The sequence below is a fragment of the Bacillus sp. 5w2 genome, from assembly GCF_054353775.1.
This window is the reverse complement of the sequence record NZ_JBTIWT010000025.1, coordinates 35,034-54,882: the sequence shown is the minus strand read 5'-3', so window position 1 is coordinate 54,882 and position 19,849 is coordinate 35,034. Positions and strand designations below refer to the sequence as shown.

At 37.9% G+C, this 19,849-nt stretch carries 22 protein-coding genes; 4 read left to right on the top strand and 18 right to left on the bottom strand.

From position 1 onward, the window contains the following. Positions 1 to 72: 72 nt before the first annotated feature. The 16 genes from ACXY7N_RS27350 to ACXY7N_RS27275 form a co-directional block, all read right to left on the bottom strand. A complete protein-coding gene (locus ACXY7N_RS27350) occupies positions 73 to 579 on the bottom strand; it encodes an acyltransferase (RefSeq protein WP_016085595.1) in 507 nt (168 codons plus the stop codon). 79 nt (positions 580 to 658) lie between these two features. Then, the gene (ppaX, locus tag ACXY7N_RS27345) at positions 659 to 1,309 is read right to left on the bottom strand and encodes a pyrophosphatase PpaX (protein WP_488592808.1); all 651 of its coding nucleotides are present in this window, start codon (positions 1,307 to 1,309) and stop codon (positions 659 to 661) included. A 67-nt stretch (positions 1,310 to 1,376) separates the two neighbouring features. Further along, the gene (gene lgt, locus ACXY7N_RS27340; protein ID WP_016136008.1) at positions 1,377 to 2,189 is read right to left on the bottom strand and encodes a prolipoprotein diacylglyceryl transferase; all 813 of its coding nucleotides are present in this window, start codon (positions 2,187 to 2,189) and stop codon (positions 1,377 to 1,379) included. Positions 2,190 to 2,213: 24 nt separating this feature from the next. Then, complete coding sequence (gene hprK / locus ACXY7N_RS27335) at positions 2,214 to 3,143, bottom strand: HPr(Ser) kinase/phosphatase (RefSeq protein WP_001127251.1); 930 nt, start codon at positions 3,141 to 3,143, stop codon at positions 2,214 to 2,216. 156 nt (positions 3,144 to 3,299) lie between these two features. After that, entirely contained in the window at positions 3,300 to 3,680 is a 381-nt protein-coding gene (locus tag ACXY7N_RS27330; RefSeq protein ID WP_001267308.1) for a phage holin family protein, read from the bottom strand. A 114-nt stretch (positions 3,681 to 3,794) separates the two neighbouring features. Continuing rightward, complete coding sequence (locus ACXY7N_RS27325; RefSeq protein ID WP_016136009.1) at positions 3,795 to 4,241, bottom strand: DUF4275 family protein; 447 nt, start codon at positions 4,239 to 4,241, stop codon at positions 3,795 to 3,797. 60 nt (positions 4,242 to 4,301) lie between these two features. After that, the gene (gene uvrA, locus ACXY7N_RS27320) at positions 4,302 to 7,172 is read right to left on the bottom strand and encodes an excinuclease ABC subunit UvrA (RefSeq protein WP_016136010.1); all 2,871 of its coding nucleotides are present in this window, start codon (positions 7,170 to 7,172) and stop codon (positions 4,302 to 4,304) included. Between the two features lie 11 nt (positions 7,173 to 7,183). Next, positions 7,184 to 9,160 carry an excinuclease ABC subunit B gene (gene uvrB, locus ACXY7N_RS27315; RefSeq protein ID WP_016085590.1) on the bottom strand — a complete coding sequence of 659 codons (1,977 nt, stop codon included), beginning with the start codon at positions 9,158 to 9,160 and terminating at the stop codon, positions 7,184 to 7,186. A gap of 152 nt (positions 9,161 to 9,312) precedes the next feature. Beyond that, positions 9,313 to 9,744 (bottom strand): DUF4362 domain-containing protein, encoded by a 432-nt coding sequence (locus tag ACXY7N_RS27310; protein WP_016136011.1) that lies wholly within the window; start codon positions 9,742 to 9,744, stop codon positions 9,313 to 9,315. A gap of 44 nt (positions 9,745 to 9,788) precedes the next feature. Beyond that, the gene (locus ACXY7N_RS27305) at positions 9,789 to 10,409 is read right to left on the bottom strand and encodes a hypothetical protein (protein ID WP_016136012.1); all 621 of its coding nucleotides are present in this window, start codon (positions 10,407 to 10,409) and stop codon (positions 9,789 to 9,791) included. Further along, positions 10,406 to 11,167: a MerR family transcriptional regulator gene (locus ACXY7N_RS27300; protein WP_033659973.1), complete on the bottom strand. Its 762-nt coding sequence runs from the start codon at positions 11,165 to 11,167 to the stop codon at positions 10,406 to 10,408. The genes ACXY7N_RS27305 and ACXY7N_RS27300 overlap by 4 nt, the downstream gene beginning before the upstream one ends. Before the next feature lie 100 nt (positions 11,168 to 11,267). Further along, a complete protein-coding gene (locus ACXY7N_RS27295) occupies positions 11,268 to 11,495 on the bottom strand; it encodes a hypothetical protein (protein ID WP_000524131.1) in 228 nt (75 codons plus the stop codon). Between the two features lie 46 nt (positions 11,496 to 11,541). Then, positions 11,542 to 11,763, bottom strand: a complete 222-nt coding sequence (locus ACXY7N_RS27290) for a hypothetical protein (RefSeq protein WP_016136014.1) — start codon at positions 11,761 to 11,763, stop codon at positions 11,542 to 11,544. Between the two features lie 19 nt (positions 11,764 to 11,782). Further along, a complete protein-coding gene (locus ACXY7N_RS27285; RefSeq protein WP_016136015.1) occupies positions 11,783 to 12,172 on the bottom strand; it encodes a hypothetical protein in 390 nt (129 codons plus the stop codon). An 11-nt stretch (positions 12,173 to 12,183) separates the two neighbouring features. Continuing rightward, complete coding sequence (locus ACXY7N_RS27280) at positions 12,184 to 12,381, bottom strand: helix-turn-helix transcriptional regulator (RefSeq protein ID WP_000538359.1); 198 nt, start codon at positions 12,379 to 12,381, stop codon at positions 12,184 to 12,186. A gap of 234 nt (positions 12,382 to 12,615) precedes the next feature. Beyond that, entirely contained in the window at positions 12,616 to 13,638 is a 1,023-nt protein-coding gene (locus ACXY7N_RS27275) for a YeiH family protein (RefSeq protein WP_016085583.1), read from the bottom strand. 152 nt (positions 13,639 to 13,790) lie between these two features. Here ACXY7N_RS27275 and ACXY7N_RS27270 point away from each other — a divergent pair, with 152 nt between their 5' ends. The 4 genes from ACXY7N_RS27270 (at position 13,791) to abc-f (ending at position 17,555) form a co-directional block, all read left to right on the top strand. Then, positions 13,791 to 14,684, top strand: coding sequence for a LysR family transcriptional regulator (locus tag ACXY7N_RS27270; RefSeq protein WP_016136016.1), 894 nt, complete (start codon positions 13,791 to 13,793; stop codon positions 14,682 to 14,684). Between the two features lie 51 nt (positions 14,685 to 14,735). After that, positions 14,736 to 15,104 (top strand): MerR family transcriptional regulator, encoded by a 369-nt coding sequence (locus tag ACXY7N_RS27265; RefSeq protein ID WP_016136017.1) that lies wholly within the window; start codon positions 14,736 to 14,738, stop codon positions 15,102 to 15,104. A 4-nt stretch (positions 15,105 to 15,108) separates the two neighbouring features. Continuing rightward, positions 15,109 to 15,654 carry a flavodoxin family protein gene (locus tag ACXY7N_RS27260; RefSeq protein ID WP_016085580.1) on the top strand — a complete coding sequence of 182 codons (546 nt, stop codon included), beginning with the start codon at positions 15,109 to 15,111 and terminating at the stop codon, positions 15,652 to 15,654. A 266-nt stretch (positions 15,655 to 15,920) separates the two neighbouring features. Then, on the top strand, positions 15,921 to 17,555 hold the full coding sequence (abc-f, locus tag ACXY7N_RS27255; protein WP_016136018.1) for a ribosomal protection-like ABC-F family protein: 1,635 nt from the start codon (positions 15,921 to 15,923) through the stop codon (positions 17,553 to 17,555). Positions 17,556 to 17,688: 133 nt separating this feature from the next. On the opposite strand, the gene ACXY7N_RS27250 is transcribed toward abc-f, so the two are convergent. Together ACXY7N_RS27250 and ACXY7N_RS27245 are read right to left on the bottom strand one after the other, a co-directional pair. Next, positions 17,689 to 18,000, bottom strand: a complete 312-nt coding sequence (locus tag ACXY7N_RS27250; protein ID WP_000637523.1) for a heavy metal-binding domain-containing protein — start codon at positions 17,998 to 18,000, stop codon at positions 17,689 to 17,691. A 65-nt stretch (positions 18,001 to 18,065) separates the two neighbouring features. Beyond that, positions 18,066 to 19,781 carry an ABC transporter ATP-binding protein gene (locus tag ACXY7N_RS27245; RefSeq protein ID WP_016136019.1) on the bottom strand — a complete coding sequence of 572 codons (1,716 nt, stop codon included), beginning with the start codon at positions 19,779 to 19,781 and terminating at the stop codon, positions 18,066 to 18,068. Between the last annotated feature and the right edge of the window lie 68 nt (positions 19,782 to 19,849).

The following is a 19,849-nucleotide window of genomic DNA, read 5'->3' as shown; positions in this document are numbered from 1 at the left end:
AAAACAGTATATTGTACTCAATTATTTCCTTTTTATTCATTAAAAAAGAAGAGAAATGTTACATTTTTAGCATCAACCTTCTCTAGCAATCATCTCTTCTTTTGTATAAATAACACGCATTGGATTTCCACCCACGAAAGCGCCGCTTGGTACATCTCTATGAACAAGTGTGCCAGCTGAAACAATCGCAGCATCCCCAATTTCCACACCTGGTAATATAGTTGTATTTGCTCCAATCATCACTTCATTTCCTATGACAATCTCTCCAAGTCGATATTCGCGAATTAAATATTCATGTGCTAAAAGCGTTGTATTATAGCCGATAATCGAATTTTCTCCCACAGTTATCTTTTCTGGGAACATAATATCCGGCATTACCATAAGCGCAAATGATGTTTTCTTTCCAACTTTCATCCGTAAAAACGTGCGGTACAACCAATTCTTGACAGATAAAAATGGCGTATAACGCGCAATTTGGATAATAATAAAGTTCTTCATTACCTTCCAAAAAGACACTGTTTTATACACATTCCATAATGAATTTTCTCCTGAAACAGGATAGCGCGTTGTCCGTCGCACTTAGCTCGCCCCTCTACTAAAAAGTGAAACTGTATGTAAGTTAGTAGAGAAACACACCCCTACTAACTTGCTTGGACCTTTATGAACGGTTCATATCAGACAAAATCGGTAGTAAATCACTCATTTTATCTAACATAAAGTCCGGCTTGTAAGCCTCTAAATACGCTCTACCTTTCAACGTCCATGAAACCGCAGCTGTTTTCGTGCCCGCATTTTGTCCGCCGACAACATCATGATGATTATCCCCAACCATCAATGCTTCTTCCGGTTTCGCATCCAATAACTCAAGCGCTTTTTGAAGTGGCTCTGGATGTGGTTTCACATGCTCTACATCATCAATTGTCACAACAACATCAAAAAATTCATCAAGCTTTGACAACTTTAATCCCATCTCAACGGTTTGTCTCGCTTTCGTTGTAACAATACCAACTTTATAGCCTTGCTTCTTCAACTCTTGAACTGTTTCATATACAGTTTCATATTCTTCCACTAATTCATCGTGATGATCATGGTTAAATTGACGATAACATGTAATCATCTCTTCAACCTTGTTTTCATCAATCTTGCTGAAAGTATCATGTAAAGAAGGGCCGATAAATGGCAATACATCTTCACGCTTATATTGACTTGGATAATATGTATGTAACGTATGTAAAAAAGAAGAAATAATAAGTTCGTTTGTATTAATTAAAGTTCCATCTAAATCAAATAACACTGTATTTATTCTCATTGCCTTAGTCCCTTCTCTTTCCTGAATATGAAAGAAGCAGCATCTTGTAATAAGATGCTACTTTTCTCTAATTTTCCGAATATCTTTTATCAGCTTGCCCCATTTTTCGTCTCACAATAATGAAAATAATAGAAATAACAACAAGTCCAATTGACATTACTTGTGCGATACGAAGTGGTCCTAACATTAAACTATCTGTACGTAAACCTTCTACGAAGAAGCGCCCTACTGAATACCAAATTAAATACGTGAAGAATAATTCGCCGCGTCGTAAGTTCACTTTTCGTAATGCAAGTAATAAAATGACACCTGCAAAATTCCATAATGATTCATATAAAAACGTCGGATGATAGTACACACCCTCAATGTACATTTGATTAATAATGAAATCCGGTAAATGAAGACCTTCTAAAAACTGTCTCGTTACTTCATCACCATGCGCCTCTTGGTTCATAAAGTTTCCCCATCGGCCAATTGCTTGTCCTAGTAAAATACTCGGCGCAGCAATATCAGCCAACTTCCAGAATGAAACCCCGCGTCGTTTCGCAAATAGAATCCCTGTAATAACAGCCCCAATTAAACCACCATGAATCGCCAAGCCACCTTGACGAATATTAATAATTTGACTCGGGTTTTGCGCGTAATATTCCCATTCAAAAATAACATAGTACATTCTCGCAAATAGAATAGCGATCGGTACTGCAATTAATACAAGGTCAACGAATGTATCTTTTGGAATACCTAGCCTTTCTCCCTCACGAGTTGCTAGCCAAAGACCTAATAGCACACCTGTACCGATAATAATCCCGTACCAATACACAGGGAACGGCCCAAGTTGGATGGCTACGCGGTCAAGCTGTGGTACAGAACCTAACAGCATATGTATGACCTCCCTCTCCAAAGTTTACTCCTGATTCCCTAACTCAATCGCACTCATTAATCGTTCTGAGAACTGCTGTGCTGCATTGACTCCCATACGTTTTAAACGGAAGTTCATCGCTGCTACTTCAATAATAACAGCCAAGTTTCGACCAGGACGAACTGGAAGTGTAATCTTCGTAAGTTCTGTATCAATAATTTTCATCTTCTCTTCATCAAGACCTAAGCGATCATAATTTTTCTTTTGATCCCAAATTTCAAGATTAATAACAAGTGTAATACGCTTATAATTTCGCACTGCCCCTGCACCGAATAACGTCATAACGTTAATGATACCTAGACCACGAATTTCTAATAAATGCTCAATTAAATCTGGTGAGCTTCCTACTAATGTATCTTCATCTTCTTGGCGAATTTCTACACTATCATCCGCAACAAGGCGGTGACCACGCTTCACAAGTTCAAGAGCTGTCTCACTTTTACCAACACCACTTTGACCTGTAATTAAAACACCAACACCGTAAATATCTACTAATACACCATGAACAGCAGTTGTTGGTGCTAGCTTACCTTCTAAATAATTAGTTAAACGACTTGATAATCTCGTTGTCGTTTGAGAAGAACGTAATAAAGGCATGCCTGATTCACGTGATGCTTGTAATAACTCATCTGGTACATCTTGATTACGAGTTATAATAATACATGGCGTCTCCTCGGTACAAAGCGCTTTCATTCTCTCTTGTTTTTGCTCTGTTGTTAACGTATCAAAGAACGTAAGCTCCGTTTTTCCAAGAAGCTGCACACGATCAGCTGGATAATAAGTAAAAAATCCTGCCATTTCAATTCCAGGTCGTGATAAATCACTTGTATCAATCGGACGATGAATTCCTTCTTCACCACTTATTAACTCCAATTGAAATTGTTCAATTAAATCTTTTGTCCTTACTTTCGGCATATGTATAAACCTCCACTCCGCTGCGGGTTCAGTCTCATTTGATGTAAAATTCCATTCTACCGGATATTGTACCATTTTTTTCTGGAAACAAGAAATACGGTTTCTAATAAATAAAAAAAAACATTTCATACAAACAATGAAATGTTTTTCTTTTTGTCATTTTCTCTTTTTTTCATATAGCGGTTCCACAATTGCCTTTTCAATAATCATATTAAAAATTGAAATACAAATTGCTGCAACGATCGCTACACCAAACCCTGATATATTAAATGCATCTCCTAATAATGAATCTGCTATTTTTAACGTAATCGCATTAATAACAATTAAGAAGAACCCGAAAGTTACAACAGTAATTGGTAACGTAATTAAAATTAAAAACGGTTTTACGAATACATTTAAAACAGCCAAGATAATACTCGCAATAATTGCAGTTTGTATATTTGCTACGTAAAACGCGTCTGGTGCAATCCCTTTTAAAAGTCCCGATACAGCGATTAACACAACGCTATTTACAAGAAGTGATACAATCCATCTCATTTTCTTACACATCCTTTTGACATATATATTTCATCATACGCTAATAGCTAATAAACGCAAGTATCATGCAAACACTTATATCAACCTATTCTATTCTTCATGCTTGTATACCTACTAACATTTCTTTGTGAAATAAGGGCCATACCATCCATGCTCATGCGTTTTCACAAAGGTCCAAGTGAACTCTTTATCTACAATATAAATATCACCTTTATATGCATCGTCCGTCTCCCTTAATATATCATCTATATGCAATAAGCTCGAATCCTTTATTAGCAGTACGTCGTCACAATGTTGATAGAATACATAACAATCCTTTTTCACTTCATTATGAAACGCGTTCTCTGCTTCTTTACCCTCTAAACACTTCTTTTTCTCATAACTAAATATGTGCCATAGATAACCACATGCATACTTATCTCCGTAAAGGAAAATGTCTTCTTTCTCCTCATCGCTTAAATGATTTGCAAAATGATCCTCCCAGCGCTTGCGAAAATATACACCCCACTTTTGAAACTCTCTTACCTCCATGTTCTTCTTTAATCCTTCTAAGAACTCCATCTTCTCCCCCCTACGAAATAAAAACCGAGTGTCATTTCCACTCGGTTTTTATTCATACACTTATTGTGATAACTCTACTTCTTTTATTTTCTCTTTCATTCTCGCTTTATCACGAACTAAAATATCTTTTAAATACTTACCTGTATATGAGCGCTCTTCTTTTACTACTTGCTCTGGTGTTCCGGAAGCAACGATTTGTCCACCTTTGTCCCCGCCCTCTGGTCCAAGGTCAACGATATAATCAGCTGTTTTAATTACATCTAAATTATGTTCAATCACAAGTACTGTTTCACCACTCTCAACAAGGCGCTGCAACACTTCTAGAAGACGTGCGATATCATGCGCATGTAAACCAGTCGTTGGCTCATCTAAAATGTATAGCGTACGTCCTGTAGAACGACGGTGTAATTCAGAAGCTAGTTTCACGCGCTGTGCTTCTCCTCCAGATAACGTCGTAGCTGGTTGCCCTAATTTCATATAACCAAGCCCAACGTCTACAAGCGTTTGGAGTTTACGCTTAATTTTCGGGATATTAGCGAAGAATTCTACCCCGTCCTCAATTGTCATCCCTAACACTTCAGAAATGTTCTTATCTTTATACTTCACTTCTAACGTTTCACGATTGTATCGTTTACCATGACAAACTTCACACGGAACGTATACGTCTGGTAAGAAGTGCATTTCGATTTTAATAATCCCATCACCGCGGCACGCTTCACAACGTCCACCTTTTACATTAAAGCTGAAACGTCCTTTTTGATATCCGCGCACTTTCGCTTCATTCGTTTGTGCAAACACATCACGAATATCATCGAATACACCTGTATACGTAGCTGGATTAGAACGTGGTGTACGACCGATTGGCGATTGATCAATATCGATTACTTTATCTAAATGCTCAAGACCTTTAATCTCTTTATGAGTACCTGGCTTCGCTTTCGCTTTATATAATTTTTGCGCTAACGATTTATATAATACTTCATTAATCATCGTACTTTTACCAGAACCAGATACACCCGTTACCGCTACAAACGTACCAAGTGGGAATGACATCTTGGCGTTCTTTAAGTTATTCTCTTTTGCACCGATGATTTCCACTTTACGTCCGTCACCCTTACGTCTTTCAAGTGGAACCGGAATAAACTCTTTACCGCTTAAATACTTCCCTGTTAATGAATTTTCATCTTGCATCACTTCAGCTGGCGTCCCCGCTGATACAACTTGACCACCGTGAATACCAGCACCAGGTCCGATATCAAGTAAATAATCAGCAGCCATCATCGTATCTTCATCATGTTCAACGACAATTAACGTATTTCCTAAATCGCGCATTTCTTGCAATGTGCGAATAAGACGATCGTTATCGCGCTGATGCAAACCGATAGAAGGCTCATCAAGAATGTAAAGTACGCCAGTCAGACGAGAACCGATTTGTGTCGCTAAACGAATACGCTGTGCCTCACCACCTGATAAAGTTCCTGCAGCACGACTTAACGTTAAATAGTCTAAACCGACGTTTACTAAGAATCCAACGCGCTCCTGAATTTCTCTTAAAATTAAATGAGCAATTTTTTGTTGTTTCTCCGTTAGCTCCACATTTGAGAAGAATTCCTGTACTTCTTGAACAGAATACTTCGTTACGTCAGCAATCGTTTTATCACCAACGAAAACAGCTAAACTCTCAGGCTTTAAGCGTCCACCTTTACACTTCGGACAAGCTTGCTCTGCCATATATTTCTCCATTTGCTCACGAATATAATCAGAACTCGTTTCACGATAACGACGTTCGATATTTGGAATAACACCTTCAAATAAAATCTCATTTTCCTTTACTTGACCAAATTCATTTACATAGCGGAAATAAACTTTCTCTTCTCCGCTTCCGTACAACACTTTATCAAATAAATCTTTCGGTATATCTTTCACAGGCATATCCATATCAACGCCGTAATGATTACATACAGATTGTAAAAGCTGTGGGTAATATTGTGAGCTTGTCGGTTCCCAAGGCGCAATCGCATGTTTATTTAATGATAAATCCCAGTTCGGGATAACAAGTTCTAAATCTACCTCTAACTTTGAACCAAGTCCATCACAAGAAGGACATGCCCCAAACGGACTGTTGAATGAGAACATACGCGGCTCTAATTCTCCGATTGAAAAACCACAATGCGGACAAGCATGATGTTCACTAAACAGAAGTTCCTCTTCTCCCATTACATCGATTAACACTCGTCCCCCGCCAAGCTTTAATGCACTTTCAAGAGAATCCGCAAGACGGCTTGCAATCCCTTCTTTTACAACAATACGGTCAATTACAACTTCGATAGAATGCTTCTTATTTTTATCTAACGCAATATCTTCAGATACATCAAGCATTTCACCATCAACACGTACACGAACATACCCTTGCTTCTTAATATCTTCAAGCACTTTCACGTGCGCACCTTTACGCCCAGAAACGATAGGAGCTAACACTTGTAATTTCGTACGTTCAGGATATTCAAGTACACGGTCTACCATTTGCTCTACTGTTTGTGATGTAATTTCAATGCCATGATTCGGACAAATCGGCGTACCAATTCGCGCAAATAATAAACGTAAATAATCATAAATCTCTGTGACCGTTCCAACTGTTGAACGAGGATTACGACTCGTCGTTTTTTGATCGATTGAAATCGCTGGTGACAATCCTTCAATCGTATCTACATCTGGCTTATCCATTTGTCCTAAAAACTGGCGCGCATACGCAGATAACGATTCTACGTATCTGCGCTGCCCTTCTGCGTAAATCGTATCAAACGCTAATGATGACTTCCCTGAACCAGACAATCCCGTTACAACAACAAGCTGATTTCTCGGAATGGTTACATCAATATTTTTTAAGTTATGTGCTCTAGCACCTTTTACAACAATAAAATCCTTACTCACGCTCACTCTTTTCACCCTTCCGCTTTTAATTCTAATAGTAAATCTCTTAATTCAGCTGCACGCTCGAAATCTAACGCTTTTGCTGCCTCTTTCATCTCTGCTTCCATCTTCGTAATTGTCTTTTCACGCTCTTTTTTCGTCATCTTCTTAGCTGGCGCTGCTTCATATGTTTCTGGCTCTTCAGCAGCTGTCGTTGCCCGGATTACATCACGCACGCCTTTTTGAATCGTTTTCGGCGTAATACCATGCTCTTTATTGTAAGCTTCTTGTATAGTACGACGACGCTGCGTTTCTTCAATCGCAATTCCCATTGATCTCGTTATACGATCTGCGTACATAATAACGCGGCCATTTTCATTACGTGCCGCACGACCGATTGTTTGAATTAACGAACGCTCTGAACGCAAGAAACCTTCTTTATCAGCATCTAAAATAGCTACAAGTGATACTTCTGGAATATCTAACCCTTCTCGTAATAAGTTAATACCAACAAGTACATCAAACTTACCAAGGCGAAGATCACGGATAATTTCAATACGTTCTAACGTTTTAATTTCAGAGTGAAGATAGTTCACTTTAATTCCTACATCTTTTAAGTAGTCCGTTAAATCCTCTGACATCTTCTTCGTTAAAGTCGTAATTAATACACGTTCATTTTTCGCAATGCGATCTTGAATCTCTCCTAATAAATCGTCAATTTGCCCTTCAATTGGTCGTATATCGATTGGTGGATCTAAAAGCCCTGTTGGACGAATAATTTGTTCTATTACTTCTGGTGACTGCTCTAACTCATACGGTCCTGGCGTTGCCGAAACGTAAATAACTTGATTCGTTTTCTCTTCAAATTCATCAAACATGAGCGGTCTATTATCTAAAGCTGATGGCAGACGGAATCCATGATCCACAAGCACTTGCTTACGTGCTTGGTCCCCGTTATACATCGCTCTTACTTGCGGTACTGATACGTGCGACTCATCCATAACGATTAAGAAATCTTCCGGGAAATAGTCTAATAACGTATACGGCGTTGCACCTGCTGGTCGAAGCGTTAAATGGCGGGAATAGTTTTCAATCCCTGAACAAAAGCCCATCTCGCGCATCATTTCTAAATCATAACGTGTACGTTGCTCTATACGCTGCGCTTCTAACAACTTGCCATTATCATTTAATTCCTTTAAACGCTCTTCTAATTCTTTTTCGATATTTTCAATAGCGACCTTCATCTTTTCTTCACGTGTAACGAAGTGAGATGCTGGGAAGATTGCTACATGATCACGTTCTGCTAATACTTCACCTGTTAACGCATTTACTTCGCGAATACGATCAATTTCATCGCCGAAAAATTCAATTCGAATACAATGCTCGTCAAGTGATGCTGGGAAGATTTCAACTACATCTCCGCGCACACGGAATGTACCACGCTTGAAATCAATATCATTACGTCCATACTGCACATCAACAAGTTCACGAAGCAATTGATTACGGTCCTTTTCCATACCAACTCGAAGTGAAACAACTAACTCGCGGTATTCTTCTGGAGAACCTAAACCATATATACACGAAACACTCGCAACAATAATCACATCATCCCGTTCAAATAATGAAGACGTTGCTGAGTGACGCAATTTATCAATTTCATCATTAATCTGCGCGTCTTTTTCAATAAACGTATCTGTTTGTGGCACATACGCTTCCGGCTGATAATAATCGTAATAACTAACAAAATACTCAACTGCATTATTCGGGAAAAAGTCTTTCAACTCACTATATAACTGTCCCGCTAACGTTTTATTATGAGCCATGACAAGTGTTGGCTTCTGCACTTCTTTAATGACATTTGAAATCGTAAATGTCTTACCCGTTCCTGTCGCTCCAAGCAACACTTGCTTTTTCTTTCCACTATTAATTCCTTCTACAAGCTTCTCTATAGCTACCGGCTGATCACCTTGCGGGGAATACGCTGAGATAATTTCAAATTGATGTTCCAAGTAAAATCCGACCTCCTCATAAAAAATCTGTATTATTATTTTACCACGAATGCCCATAAAAAACCTAAAAAAACGAACAGATATTCGGTAAAATTTTCGACAATATATACATAGAAAAAGGAAGGAGTCAAATCTTCCTTCCTCTACTAACTCTATTTTTTAGGTACATATAATAAATCATATCCATTGCGCCCATTTTCATTCGCACAGTCTATTAACCTATAAGCCGTTTGTGATTCACGTTGCTCTTTAACAATCCTTTTACAGCTATCTTTATGTAACCCTTTATCCTTCCCAGCAAATTTGTCTTTTCTATTATCTGACACATAAAATATATCGTTCCCACTATACTCTAACGTTTGAAAAATCGGGTCCCCTTCAAGGGTATACTGTACAATTCTTATTTTATCAACTTCCCTTTGCTCGACATTCCAAACGAACTTTTCAAATTTATCTAGATTGGAAATCCTGGTTCCCTTTACAATGACATCGTTCTTCTTATCAATTGTAGTGTTAGATGGTGAACATGCTACTAAACTAAAAAGAAATAGACATATAAAACTGATTCTTCTTCCTATTGTCATCCTCTCCTATAAAAATTATTTGTATACCCAAAAGCTACTTTCAACTATGAAAGTAGCTTTTCTTTTCCTTTCTCCTTCTTCGGAAAAATCACATATGAAAATGAAATCGCTGTATCAACTAAAAATATAATTGCCCACACTTGGCTCACGCGACTTGCAGCTTTATTTAAAACAATTCCTGACTCTAACCAATTGCCCCATTGTTCAAATGGAATCAATCCGTACGCGAAGAAAAAGAATATGTGCACACCAACGAATAAAACAAGATGTACTACCAAATTTTTCACTTCCTGCTTCGCATAGGCCATACCTGTTAATTCTATCTGTTCTTCTATAATAGGCGCCGGCTCATTCCGCCATTTCGCAACTAGCTTTTGCGCAAATATATCCAGCTTCTTCAAATCCTTTTTCCCGTAAAAGACTGCATACAATAAAATAATTACAGTAATAATTTGAAAGTTAGAGAACTTTCCTGTTTGATAATAGTCCACTGCCCCTAAAGTTAAAATAAACACTTCATTTACGAGGAGTACAATCCCCATAATAAAACTCGCCTTTTTCAAACGGAATCCGTAACGGAGTAAAAAGAAACCGATAGCTGATAACCAAAATACAATTTCCGCCCCAATTAAAAAATACCAACGATATTCTGCGAGTATACTCATTTATCCTTCTCCCTTTCATCATAAATACGAAAAGCCTCATCCATATATACTAAAAGTTCTTCTTCAATTGGATACATGCTCATTTTCTGTGAATCTTCCTTCGATTTTCTAACTTCCCATAACTTATCTAAAAACGCTTCGTCACCATTAGCCATTTCTAAACACTTCTGCATTAATTTCTTCGTTGCCTCTTGTACCTCATCACTCCCTGCTTCCTTACCATCTTTCATAAAATGACGTAATTGCTTTAATAAATCTACCCATTCTAAAACATTCGGATCTTCTTCACTCATCTTTGGTAAGTTATGAAGCAATTTTTGTTCTTCCTTTGAAAATACTTCATTTTGAAATATTTCACGTATACGAGGAGACTGTTTTGAAAGCTGAATAAGTTCAAACATAACTTTCCAATCGAGTTCTCCCTCTACATCTACCGAATAAACAACCGCTTGTAAAACACGCTCCATTTGATTAAATTTCTTTTGTTCTTCCTGTACAAATCGAAGTTGTTTTTCAAGCGAATCCTTTAAATTCAGCTCACCTTTTACTAACATATTCGCAGTTTCTTTTAATGAAAATCCCATTTCTTTTAAAAATAAAATTTGTTGCAAACGAATGACATCAGCTTCACTATATAACCGATGTCCCCCCTCTGTTTTCCCACTTGGCTTTAATAAATCTATTTGATCATAATAACGTAATGTACGTACCGTAACCCCTGTTTCTCTCGTCAATTGCTGTATTGAAATCACTACCATCACCTCTTCCCCTTCATTATAAAAGATGACGTTACGTAACTTTCAAGTGTTTTGTAAAAAAAATACAAAAAGCTGTTTATACTCTTTGTATAAACAGCCTTTATGGAAATAATCCCTTTTGTATGGCACGCCCACAAAATAAAATAAGTGCCCCAACAACAACACTCGTTGCCGTTTTATGATAATGGGCTAATAATAATAAATAATACGATAAACCTACAGTACCAATCATAATACAAATACTCGGCACTGGATTACGAGAAAAATTTTGCATTCCCCAAAGAAGCGCAAATATAGCTGTAGCGACACATAACACCGGTAATCCCATCCCAGTTCCCCTTTTCTATTTATGCCTTACTCAGGCGATGCCAAACTCATACACGATCAGCCTCTTTACTATTTCTATATCTCCACTTCGGCCAATAGTTCACAAGAAAATACACCCACTGCCCTAGTACAAATAAAACAAACGGCATACCAGCATTTCCATCAACAATTAAATTATATAAACCCCATATCGCTAAACTAATCGTAAAAAATAATCCTACATATTTAAACGCTTTATCTGACTGGAATCTCTCAAACTCATCCTGCATTTTTTCATTCCTCCTATCGCTATGCTCGTTTCCCTACCATAACTCCTATGATGAGACTACCTGCAAATAAGGAACTACATATTATCAATATCTCTTGCACAGGTATAACAGCCCTGCCTATTGCTTTACTCGCAACAATATAAACAATAAGCAACAGAAATGCGAATACAAATGAGACGTTTACATGCTTTTTTATATTTTCATTTACTCGCTCATCTATATCGGGAAGTTCTTCTTTTCTGTACTTACGCTTTTTGTAATACACATACACTGTCAAAAATACAATTGCTAAAACGTTACTCACTACGAGCGGTAAAATTGGTATAGCCGGATTCATAATATGAACTATAATGTCTCCCAAAAACAATCCAAAAAACGCACCGATATACAACTTTCTAGCATTGTTCATTTTCTCTCCCCTTACTCCAGCGTAAAGATTTCCTCCACCTTCACTCCAAAATATTTGGCGATTTTTAGGGATAACTCTAGACTCGGGTTGTAATGATGGTTTTCAATCGCCACGATTGTCTGCCGTGTCACCTGCATCGCCTTTGCCATTTCCACTTGTGTTATATGATGTTGCTTTCTTAATTCTTTAATTTTATTTTTTACACCCATAGGCTCCACCTTCAAAAGTAAAGATATCTTTACTTGAATTATAAATATTTTCCAGTTATAAGTAAAGATATCTTTACAAATTTTAGAAAAACGTTTCACTGAACATCTACTCTAACAAAGTACAAAAGTAATTCAATTTATATCAGCGATTTTTTAATATATCGACATCCGTAGCGCTATAATCATAAGAAAAAGCTGTCCCCAAATACCTTTGGGAACAGCTTTTTCATCCTACTACATAAATCCTAATCCCCAGACAAGAACGTATCCAAGAACCGATAAGCAAACCGAGCCGATTAGCCCCGCGACGAATGCTTTACTTCCTAATTTACGGAACGTTTTAAACTCTACATTTAAGCCGAGCCCTGCCATCGCCATTGCGATTAACATATAAGCAATGACCACAATGTAGCCCGCGACAACTTCTGGAATAATTCCAAGTGAATGCACTGCACTCATCGCTAAAAATCCGAAGATGAACCAAGGAATTGGAAGGTCACGCCACGATCTTTTTTCTTCGCTTCCCTCGCTCTTACCAAACCATAATCCGATTAAAATCGCTACTGGTACAAGCATTGCAACGCGCGTTAATTTCACGATAACTGCGATGTCTACAGCCGCGCTTCCCCCTGGCGCCGCAGCTGCGATGACATGAGCGATTTCATGAAGCGTCGCCCCTGAGAATACACCGTAACCGTACGGAGAAAAGCCGAGCACTGGGTATAATAGCGTATAAATAAGTGTAAATATCGTACCTAAAATTGCAATAATTGCTGCTCCAACTGCCGTTTCTTCATCCTTCGCTTTCACTTGCGGTGCAATTGCCACGACCGCAGCCGCCCCGCAAATTGCTGTTCCGCATGCTGTTAAAATTCCAAGTTTCTTTTCTACTTTGAATACTTTCGTTAGTCCATATACAACGAAAATCGTAAATGTAATAACAACCGCTGCGATGACCAATACTTTCGGTCCCGCCTTCGCAATATCAACAAGATTTAACCGCATTCCAAGTAAGATGATCCCAAAGCGAAGCAACTTCTTACTCGCGAAATTCGTTCCAGCTATCGCTTCTTGCGGAACTCCGATAGCTGCTCGCCAAACCATCCCAATTAGAATAGCAATTACTAATTGTCCCATAATATTTAAAAATGGAAGCTCTGCTAAATATTTCGCGACAATTGCGATTAATAATGTAATCCCAATTCCTTGCGAAAATCCAAAGCCCTTTTTCTTTTGTATAACAAGTGTTTGTTCCACTTTGTACCACCCCAATAATCGTATTGGAACATGCATGTTCTTTCTACTTACATTATAAGAGAGTTTCTATAATAAGTTTAATATCAATATTGAATCTCTATCATCAGAAATACTTATGATAAGATGATAGAAAAACGAAAGGATCCCATTATATGAACGTAGACATTTTAAAGATTTTTGTTACTGTCGTTGAACAGAAACACTTCTCCCGTGCAGCAGAATTATTAAACCTCTCGCAACCTGGCGTAAGTATGCACATACGCAACTTAGAAAACGAATTTGGCACTACACTTATTCAGCGCTCTCCTAAGCACGTTCAAGTGACAGAGGCTGGAAACATTTTATATATACACGCAAAGCAAATGCTCTCTCTTTACGAAGATGCTAAACAAGAAATTAACGAATTACATAACGTTGTAACAGGAACTCTTCGCATCGGTGCTAGTTTTACAATTGGCGAATACTTACTTCCAAAAATACTAGCTAACTATGCGAATGAAAATCCACACGTCGAAGTTCATACTTTTATCTCAAATACAGAAGACGTTTTGCAAAGCCTTCGCTCTAATCAAATTGATATCGGCTTAGTTGAAGGGCAAGTCGTATATGCCGATGTTGACGTTGAAACATTTATGCAAGATGAAATGAAGCTCGTCGTTCCGCCAAATCATCCACTGCTCCGCACAAATGAAATAAATGAAAACACACTCCAAGATCAAGTATGGGTATTAAGAGAAAGTGGTTCTGGAACACGTGCTTATAGTGATCGCTTTATTCATCAACACCATTTAAAAATGAAACGATTCTTTACATTCAGTAGTATTCAAAGCGTGAAGGAAGCAGTTAGTGCTGGGCTTGGCATCGCTATACTTTCTGATTGGACTGTACGGAAAGAGCTACTGGCAAAAGAGCTATTCCACGTCGAAGTTCCAAATGAACAACTCATCCGTCCCTTCTCCATCGTGCGTGGCAAATACTTTATTCAGTCTAAAGCTATTCAAGTGTTTTTAAATCATGTAGGTTCTTTTGCGAAAAAACAGAGTTGACCTTCACATTAGTGTGAAGGTTTACAATACGTTTAAAAGGAGTGAAACACGTTGCGAATTGGAGAGTTATCAAAAGAAACTGGCGTTAGCGAAAGATCACTAAGACATTATGAGGAAAAGGGATTACTCCCTTCTAAACGCCTCACAAATGGCTACCGTGATTTTGATGAAAATGCCATCAAAAAAGTAGAACTTATTCAAATGTACTTACAAATTGGCTTGAATTTAGAAGAGACGGCAAGGATGCTGCGTTGCCTTGAAATTGAACCACACCTGTACGACAATCCTTGCAGCAGTATCCTTACGCTTTATGAAGATAAACTCAATGAAGTAACAAAGCAAATTTCATTACTTTCCAGTATTCAAAAGAATTTGCAACAACACGTTTCACTCCTAAAACAAGCAAAAGAAAAGGAATGATTACATGTTTGTTATACACGGCAGTTCAAGACAAAACGGAAATACGGAAGCTTTAACACATATGATGATTGATGGAATGGAAACAGAACAAATTTACTTGCGAGACCATACAGTTCATCCTATTACGGATCAACGTCATGATGCAGAAGGATTTCAACCTGTAAATGATGACTATGGGCAGTTAACCAAACGCATGTTAGAGCACGACACGATTATCTTTGCTACACCATTATATTGGTACGGAATGAGTGGACATATGAAAAATTTTGTTGATCGCTGGTCACAAAGCTTGCGTGATACATCCCTTCATTTCAAAGAAAAAATGAAGGGCAAAAAAATGTATGTTGTCATCGTTGGTGGGGACAATCCAAAACTAAAAGCATTACCGCTTATTGCTCAATTCCAATATATCTTTGATTTTGTTGGTTCATCATTTGAAGGGTATGTTATCGGAGATGCGAATGGATTAGATGAAATCCAAAATGATGCTGAGGCGCTAGCAAAGGTACAAATTTATAATAAAGAATTCAAAAATCACAAACAGAAATAAGTTTGACAAACTCATTTGTATGCGCATACAATAAAAGTAATATTATGAAAGGAAGGTACTTTGACCAATGAAGTTCTAATTCTCTTATTTATTTCATCCATCACAAATAGTGAACAAAAATGATGAAAACTAGCAGGGGATTAGTCTGTCCATTTGTCGATACTTTCTTTCGAAACGATCATGTAAAAAAATCGTTTATTTATGTACGATTTTTTACATGCAAGGGCGACGTTTATCCTCTCTAGTGAAACTAGGGAGGTTTTTTTATGACTATTTTATTCGCACGTAATATTGAAAAGAGCTTTGGTGATCGCACACTATTTACGTTACCATCACTGGAAATTCAAGCACAGGATCGCATAGGAATTGTCGGAGTCAACGGAGCTGGTAAATCTACGTTATTACAAATATTAAGTAAAGAAATAGAAGCTGATAAAGGCATAGTAACTCATCATAGCTCTATAAGCATCATTCCTCAAATTAGCGAGGAATTACCAGAGGTCGCTTCTTCTCCTGCAAAAGGAAAATGGAATATTTCAAACGTCTCAAATTCAATGAGCGGCGGTGAACGAATGCGTCTAAAGATTGCCCATGCTCTCGAGCAAGAGGCAGGCATTTTATTCGCTGACGAACCAACAAGCCACTTAGATATGACCGGTACAGAGCAATTAGAAAAAGCACTTTTATCTTATAAAGGGGCTCTTGTTTTAATATCGCATGATCGTGACTTTTTAGATAATATATGTACAAAAATCATTGAAATTGAAGACGGGATGATTCAAGAATATAAAGGAAACTATTCCAACTATCGAAAACAAAAAGAACGTGAGCGAATACAAAAACAAGCAGAATATGAGCAATATGTACAAGAAAAAAATCGTTTAGAGCAGTCCATTCTACAAAGAAAGCAACGTGCTTCTAACATGACAAAAATCCCAACACGGTTCAGTTCATCTGAATCTAAACTGTATAAGTTAAGCGGGGCTCATGGGCAAGAAAAGGTTAGCAAAGCAGCGAAAGCATTAGAGACACGTCTCGAAAAACTAGAAAAGAAGGAAAAGCCAAAGGATCTTTCTCAGGCCCAGTTTGACGTGCAATACCATACACCCATTCATAGTAAAGTGGCAGTACAGTTCAATAAAGTAACAAAGAAAATAGACGACCGCACACTATTTACAAATATGAATGGAACGATTGCTCCTGGTGCAAAGCTTGCCGTTTTAGGGGCAAATGGAAGCGGCAAAACAACTTTGTTCAACATGCTTCTCGCAAACGAGCGTGGCATACAGCTATCGAAAAGCTGTAAAATCGGATACTTCGAACAAACACTATCAATTTTAAAAACAGATAAAACCATTTTAGAAAACGTTCTAGAAGAAACAAACTATACAGAAGCATTCGCTCGCACAATACTTGCACGACTCCTATTCCGCCGTGAAGATGTTCATAAACCTGTTCACGTTCTAAGCGGCGGTGAACGAATGAAGGTTGCACTCGCAAAAGTATTTTTAGGAAACTATAATATGCTTCTGCTCGATGAACCGACAAACTATTTGGACTTAGCGACGCAAGAAGAATTAGAAATCATGTTACAAGAATACCCTGGCACAATACTTTTCATTAGCCATGACCGTGCCTTTATTCGCTCTGTTGCAGACCATATTCTACAAGTAGATGAGAGTGAACCAAGAGTCTTCCACGGTAATTACGAGCAATACACAAAAAGAACAACCGATGCTTCTGTAAACGTTACTGAACAAGAATTATTACGATTACAAACAAAATTAACAGAAATCATCAGCCGAATTTCCATAACAAATCATCACGATGACATCACATCTCTCGAACAAAAATATGAAACATTATTAGTCCAAATCCGAAAATGTAAAGAAGCACTCTAGTATCTTCCCTATATATCGACGGGACCTTCCGCATTTCCCAAGAAATATCGAGGCTTCGACATAGAATATCGTCCTATCTATCGTGTTAGACGTAATAACAACAAAAAGCCGTGCACCCGCACGGCTTTTCACTTTATATACGAACAGCAGTCCCGCTCACTGCAACCATTAGCATTCCTTCGCGAACTACTTCGTAATCCACGTCGATACCCACAATTGCATTCGCATTTTTTTGTCTTGCGAAAGTTTTCATTTCTTCCATTGCGATGTCGCGCGCTTCTTTTAATTTACTTTCATAAGCGCCTGCACGACCGCCGACAACGTCACGGACAGAGGCGAAAAGGTCACGAACGATATTCGCGCCCATAATCGCTTCTCCATTGACGATATCGATATACTCAATAATTTCTTTGCCTTGAATTGTAGACGTTGTTGTTACAATCATACTTTATAGCCTCCCATATGAGATTTTCACCTACTTATGGTGCACTAATTCAGTACAAATTATATTTACGAACTAAACTGAGCTTCGTATAACCTACTGTATCCTCCGCCTTGCTCAATTAATTCATCATGTGAACCTTGCTCTGCAATACCGTCTTTATTTACAACGACGATACGATCTGCATTTTTAATCGTTGCAAGTCTGTGAGCGATAACTAACGTTGTACGGCCAACTGCTAATTCTGCAAGCGATTTTTGAATCGCAAGTTCCGTCTCTGTATCTAATGCGGAAGTCGCTTCATCTAGTATTAAAATTGGCGGGTTTTTCAAGAACATACGAGCAATAGCTAGACGTTGTTTCTGTCCGCCTGAAAGTTTCACACCGCGCTCACCGATAACAGTATCTAAACCGTCTGGTTGTGAGTAAATTAAATCTTCTAATTGAGCTCTCTTTACCGCCTGCCAAATTTCAGCTTCTGACGCCTTTAAGTTTCCGTAAGCGATATTTTCACGAATCGTTCCTGAGAATAAGAACACATCTTGCTGCACAATTCCAATTTGCTTACGAAGTGAAGATAACGTCATATCTTTCGTATCAATACCATCAATTTGAATCGATCCAGATGATTGCTCGTAAAATCGTGGTAATAAACTACATAGTGTTGTTTTCCCTGCCCCTGACGGTCCAACGAAAGCAACCGTTTCACCTGCATGGATTTTCAAACTAATCTCATTTAAAATCGGTTCTTTGTTTTCATATCCGAACGTAATGTTGTTATATTGAATATCACCATGTACATGTTTTACTTCTATCGCATCTTTAGAGTCTACAATGTCAGGCTCTGTTTCAAGAAGCTCTACATATCTCTTAAAACCAGCAATCCCTTTCGGATAGCTTTCGATTACCGCATTAATTTTTTCAATTGGACGGAAGAAAATATTCGTTAATAGAACGAATCCGATAAATCCACCGTACGTTAATTCGCCTTGCAGAACAAACCATGTACCGCATATTAAGACGAAGAGCGTTACGAGACGCATGAGCATATAACTAATCGATGAATTTAACGCCATAATTTTATACGCCATTAATTTCGTTGTACGGAAACGAGCGTTGTTCACAGCAAATTGTTCTTTCTCAAACTTTTCATTTCCGAATGCTTGTACAACGCGAATACCACCAACGTTGTTCTCAATACATGCATTGAAATCCGCAACATCTGAGAATAAACGTCTAAACGTACCTGTCATTTTTTTGTTGAAGTAAAGTGCCAACCATAGTAGGAATGGAATGACGAAGAACGTTAATAGCGCTAACTTCCAGTTGATCATCATCATAAATGAGAATGCCCCAACTAAAGTCATAACAGCGATAAATAAATCTTCTGGCCCATGGTGAGCAATTTCCCCGATTTCCATTAAATCGTTTGTAAGACGTGAAATTAAATGACCTGTTTTATTATTATCAAAAAATCTGAATGATAGCTTTTGAATGTGATCAAATAATTTCTGCCTCATATCCGTCTCAATGTTAACGCCAAGCATATGTCCCCAGTATGTAACGACATATTGTAAACCTGCATTTAATATATAAACTGCTAGTAAACCGAAACAAGCCCATAAAATAAGCGTCCAGTTTTGTCCTGGCAATAACTTATCAATAAATTGATTTACGATAAGCGGGAAGCCAAGTTCTAGTAATCCTGCGACAACCGCGCAAGAAAAGTCGAGTATAAATAAACCTTTATACGGTTTATAGTAAGAAAAAAATTTACGTAGCATATCTTACCTCCATTTTCCAAAATTAAAAAGACTCCCTAAATGATAAACATTATCAAAAAATTATTCAA

Bases quoted from the DNA above. Each gene is read 5' to 3' on its own strand.
- ppaX (WP_488592808.1), bottom strand. From the start codon at position 1,309: ATGAGAATAAATACAGTGTTATTTGATTTAGATGGAACTTTAATTAAT.
- lgt (WP_016136008.1), bottom strand. From the start codon at position 2,189: ATGCTGTTAGGTTCTGTACCACAGCTTGACCGCGTAGCCATCCAACTT.
- hprK (WP_001127251.1), bottom strand. From the start codon at position 3,143: ATGCCGAAAGTAAGGACAAAAGATTTAATTGAACAATTTCAATTGGAG.
- ACXY7N_RS27330 (WP_001267308.1), bottom strand. From the start codon at position 3,680: ATGAGATGGATTGTATCACTTCTTGTAAATAGCGTTGTGTTAATCGCT.
- ACXY7N_RS27325 (WP_016136009.1), bottom strand. From the start codon at position 4,241: ATGGAGTTCTTAGAAGGATTAAAGAAGAACATGGAGGTAAGAGAGTTT.
- ACXY7N_RS27310 (WP_016136011.1), bottom strand. From the start codon at position 9,744: ATGACAATAGGAAGAAGAATCAGTTTTATATGTCTATTTCTTTTTAGT.
- ACXY7N_RS27305 (WP_016136012.1), bottom strand. From the start codon at position 10,409: ATGAGTATACTCGCAGAATATCGTTGGTATTTTTTAATTGGGGCGGAA.
- ACXY7N_RS27300 (WP_033659973.1), bottom strand. From the start codon at position 11,167: ATGGTAGTGATTTCAATACAGCAATTGACGAGAGAAACAGGGGTTACG.
- ACXY7N_RS27295 (WP_000524131.1), bottom strand. From the start codon at position 11,495: ATGGGATTACCGGTGTTATGTGTCGCTACAGCTATATTTGCGCTTCTT.
- ACXY7N_RS27290 (WP_016136014.1), bottom strand. From the start codon at position 11,763: ATGCAGGATGAGTTTGAGAGATTCCAGTCAGATAAAGCGTTTAAATAT.
- ACXY7N_RS27285 (WP_016136015.1), bottom strand. From the start codon at position 12,172: ATGAACAATGCTAGAAAGTTGTATATCGGTGCGTTTTTTGGATTGTTT.
- ACXY7N_RS27280 (WP_000538359.1), bottom strand. From the start codon at position 12,381: ATGGGTGTAAAAAATAAAATTAAAGAATTAAGAAAGCAACATCATATA.
- ACXY7N_RS27270 (WP_016136016.1), top strand. From the start codon at position 13,791: ATGAACGTAGACATTTTAAAGATTTTTGTTACTGTCGTTGAACAGAAA.
- ACXY7N_RS27260 (WP_016085580.1), top strand. From the start codon at position 15,109: ATGTTTGTTATACACGGCAGTTCAAGACAAAACGGAAATACGGAAGCT.
- abc-f (WP_016136018.1), top strand. From the start codon at position 15,921: ATGACTATTTTATTCGCACGTAATATTGAAAAGAGCTTTGGTGATCGC.
- ACXY7N_RS27250 (WP_000637523.1), bottom strand. From the start codon at position 18,000: ATGATTGTAACAACAACGTCTACAATTCAAGGCAAAGAAATTATTGAG.
- ACXY7N_RS27245 (WP_016136019.1), bottom strand. From the start codon at position 19,781: ATGCTACGTAAATTTTTTTCTTACTATAAACCGTATAAAGGTTTATTT.